The organism is Rubrimonas sp. (assembly GCF_036788415.1).
Classification (GTDB): domain Bacteria; phylum Pseudomonadota; class Alphaproteobacteria; order Rhodobacterales; family Rhodobacteraceae; genus Rubrimonas.
On sequence record NZ_DAIQNN010000183.1, the window covers coordinates 1 to 3,469 of the forward strand.

Here is a 3,469-nt window from a genome sequence, read left to right on the forward strand (position 1 = left end):
CGGCCGAAGGCGGTCGCGCAGACGACGGCCTGACAAGCCGGCCCAACGGCGGCGCAGCGACGCAGCGGACGGACGGGAATAGCCTCGCGCCTCGGACGGGCGCGGAACATGGCCAACCAGACGGCTTTCAGCATCGCGCGTCAGACGCCTCGCCGGATCCGCCTCTGCGTTCCGGCGCGGCGCTGGCGGGCGACCCGCGCCTCGCGGGGTTCGAGACGCGCACAGCGAGCGGCAGCCTGATCCTCCACCTGACGCACGGCGGTTCGCCCGACACGGCGCTCGCCGCTGCGGCGGAGGCGCTCGCGCACGCGGCGCGCAGGTCGACCGCGACAACCGACGTTTCGGCGCCGCGCCCCCGAGTCGACGGGGCGCGGCTTTCCGGCGGCGCGCTGCGCGCCGCGGGGATCGCGCCGGTCCTGTTCACCGGCGACCGGGGCGCGACTGCGCAGGCGGTGGCCGAGGCGCTCGAACTCGCCGGCGGCGCGCCGAAGGCCGCCGCCATCTCGCCGCCGTCCAGGTAGCCGCGGTCCCACATCATGTCCTCGAGAAAGACGATCTGGCTTTCGTCCACGAACAGCATCCGCTCGCCGGCTTCGGCGAAGTCGGTCTGCGCGGCGAGCAGCGTCAGGCTCGCGAGCCTTGCGTCGCCGTCGCGCGCCATGGTCGCCGCCGCGATGGCGAGCAGCGTGCCGCCGAGACAGTAGCCGCAGCCATGGACGCGCGCGCCGGGCGCGATCCGGTCGACGGCGTCGAGCGCGCCCATGATCCCGAGGCGGCGATAGTCGTCGAGCCCGAGGTCGCGCTGCCTCGCCGTCGGATTGCGCCACGAGATCGCGAACACCGTGAAGCCCTCGGCGACGAGATGGCGGATCGGGGAGGCGTGACGTCAGGGGACATGGCGCCCTCTCTGGCCGAGCCTGACGGCGAGAGTATCGGTCCGGACGGCGCGCGCGTCGGCCGGCGTCAACGCCCCAACGCGGACCCGGCGGGGGCTCGCGTGGCCCAGCGGACCGTCCATGAAGTTCCGCGTGAGCGAGTCAGGGGTCCATGAACAACCGCCTCCGAACATTGAAGCAGCCGACGGCGCAAGGCGCGCCGTATCGCCGAGGCCGAGGCGGCGGGCCCGTTCAGTCGCGGCGCCCGATCTGTTCGCGGCGGACGCATCGCCGTCGAGCTCTCCCCGTCCTCACCAGCTTCGGAGCGGGCGCAGCTGATGGGTCTTCTTGCTGATGTGCTCGCTCATCCGACCGATCAGCCGGTCGATTTCGGCGATCCCCTCGAACACGAACGGCCCCTTGTTGAGCATCACGCATTCCGCGCGCGCGGCCATCGCCGCATCCGTCATCTCGCCGCGCGAGGACAGGCCGGTCTTGATCAGGCTTTCGAGCACCTGGGTCGCCCAGATCGCCGGGATCTGGGCGGCTTCGCAAATCCAGAGGATCTCCTCCTGCATCTCCGCCAGCCGCGCGAAGCCGATCTCGACGGCGAGATCGCCGCGGGCGATCATGACCGCAGTCGGCTGCCGGCCCGCGGCGCGGACCAGCAGATCCGGGAGATTGCGGACGGCGCGCTTCGTCTCGATCTTGAGCAGGAGCCCGAGGCGGCGCCAGTCGTCCGGCCGCTCGCGCGCGAGCGCATCCTGAAGAAGACGCACGTCCTCGACATCCTGCACGAAGGAGAAGCCGACGCCGTCCGCATGGCGCGCGACGAAGCGCAGGGCCTCGCTGTCCTCGTCGGTCAGCGCGGGGACTTCGATCTCGGTGTCGGGGAAGTTGACGCCCTTCTCGGGTTTGAGCTTGTAGCCCTTCTCGCGCGGTCCGCCGACGATCTTCGCGACCACGCCCCATTCTTCGCGGCGCAGCACGGTCAAGTCCAGTTTTCCATCGTCGAGCAGGATGCGCTGGCCCGGCTCGATCCGGCGCAGCGCTTCGGTCAGCGTGCATTCGATCGCGGCCGTCGCGGGCGGCGCGGCGTGGAGTCGACCCGGCGCGGCGATGGCGAGTTCGTCGCCGACGGCGACCCGGCGCAGATGCTTGTCGTCGCGGCTTTCGCCAGTGCGGATCTTCGGCCCGGCCAGATCCATCATGATCCGCATCCGCCGCCCCATCGGGTCGGGAGCGCGACCGACATGGGCGATCATGCGCGCCCAGACCGCCTCGTCGTCATGGGCGCAGTTGATCCGCACGGCTTCGACGCCGAGATCGGCGAGGCGCGCGACGAAATCCGCGTTGTCGGCGGCCTCGCTCGGCAGGGTGACCAGAAGGCGGATCGGACTGTGGCTGGACGGCGCGCCCAAGAGGAGATCGGCCCGGGCGGCGATGCGCCTCTCGCCGGCATGGAAGGCCTCCGACGGGACTGGCCGCCACGTCGCGCCCTGCGCCGCCGCCAGCAAGGCCGACACCGCCTCCAGCGTGGGCGTCACCCGGCTTTCGGCGCGACCCAGCGACGAGAGCCCCGCCTCCATCAGGCAGCGCTGCAAGCGCCGCAGATCGCGGCGGCGAAAGGCGAGATAGCGCGCGAGATTGGCCGCGCTCGGCGCGAAATCCTCCGCCTCGACCCAGCCATGCCAGCGCGCCTCGATCTGCGCGCCGTCAGCGTCCACCGACGCGCGCAGCGCGTCGACGTCGCGCAACAACTCGGCCAGGTCAGGCTCGTCCATTCGGAACCTCCAATCGCCGCAGCTTAGCGGGCTGACATGACAACCAGATGACGGCGAGGGGCGTTGGGGGCGACGCTCGAGACCGAAAGTGCGGTGTGCGCCAACTTCATCGGACGCGGCTCGCCAGCCCGGCGCTCGTCCGCGGCGCATGTCGAGCCAACCGTCGTGTGCGACCCGCCGCGCCCTACGAACTCCGGGACGTTAAGTCGCGGGCCGAGAGTTCCCGGCGCGCAAGCAGACGTCACATGACGCCTCTACGCGGTTCGAAAGCCAGAAGGAGAGCCGCCATGCGATCGCCCGTCGCCCCCACGCGCCGCACTTTCATCGCCGGCGCCTCCGCCGCCGCCCTGACGCCGACGCTCGTCTTCCGCGCCAGCGCTCAGGCGGGGCCGCGGGAGTTGTCGCTGCGCGAAGTCGCGCCCAATCCGAACGGCGTGGTCGAGCGGGCCTTCGTTCTCATCGGCGACCCGCTGGCCGGCCCGATCGAACGGATCGTGGCCGCCGACGGCGCGCCGACGCCCGCGCCGACTTTGCCCGAGGGCGAGCGCCGGGTGCTGCGCATCCTCCACATCAACGACATGCACAATTTCCTCACCGAGATGCACGCTGCGCGAGGCGACACGCACCGGTTCAGTCAGATCGTCGCAAAGGTGCGCGCAGCCCGCGCCGCCGCCGCCGAAAACGAGATCGCGCTGTTTGTCTCGGCGGGCGACGACCACACCGGCTCGGTCTTCGACGAGCTGATGGGCTGGGCGCCGGAGGAGTTCGCGGCCGACGCCGGCTATCGCGCCGCCTCCGCCGCAGGGCTAG

The 3,469-nt window shown here is 71.5% G+C and carries 2 protein-coding genes and 1 pseudogene; 1 reads left to right on the forward strand and 2 read right to left on the reverse strand.

Annotation, left to right across the window (positions count from 1 at the left end):
* Positions 1-127 precede the first annotated feature (127 nt).
* A complete protein-coding gene (locus V7Q31_RS18110) occupies positions 128-841 on the reverse strand; it encodes a hypothetical protein (protein WP_333835246.1) in 714 nt (237 codons plus the stop codon).
* A 345-nt stretch (positions 842-1,186) separates the two neighbouring features.
* Positions 1,187-2,659: a pyruvate kinase gene (locus tag V7Q31_RS18115; RefSeq protein ID WP_333835247.1), complete on the reverse strand. Its 1,473-nt coding sequence runs from the start codon at positions 2,657-2,659 to the stop codon at positions 1,187-1,189.
* A gap of 287 nt (positions 2,660-2,946) precedes the next feature.
* Between V7Q31_RS18115 and V7Q31_RS18120 the strand changes: the two are divergent.
* Positions 2,947-3,469 (forward strand): annotated as a pseudogene (locus V7Q31_RS18120) (bifunctional metallophosphatase/5'-nucleotidase); the annotation flags it as partial.

Excerpts from the sequence above, each read along its gene's own strand:
- V7Q31_RS18115 (WP_333835247.1), bottom strand. The coding sequence starts at position 2,659 with ATGGACGAGCCTGACCTGGCCGAGTTGTTGCGCGACGTCGACGCGCTG.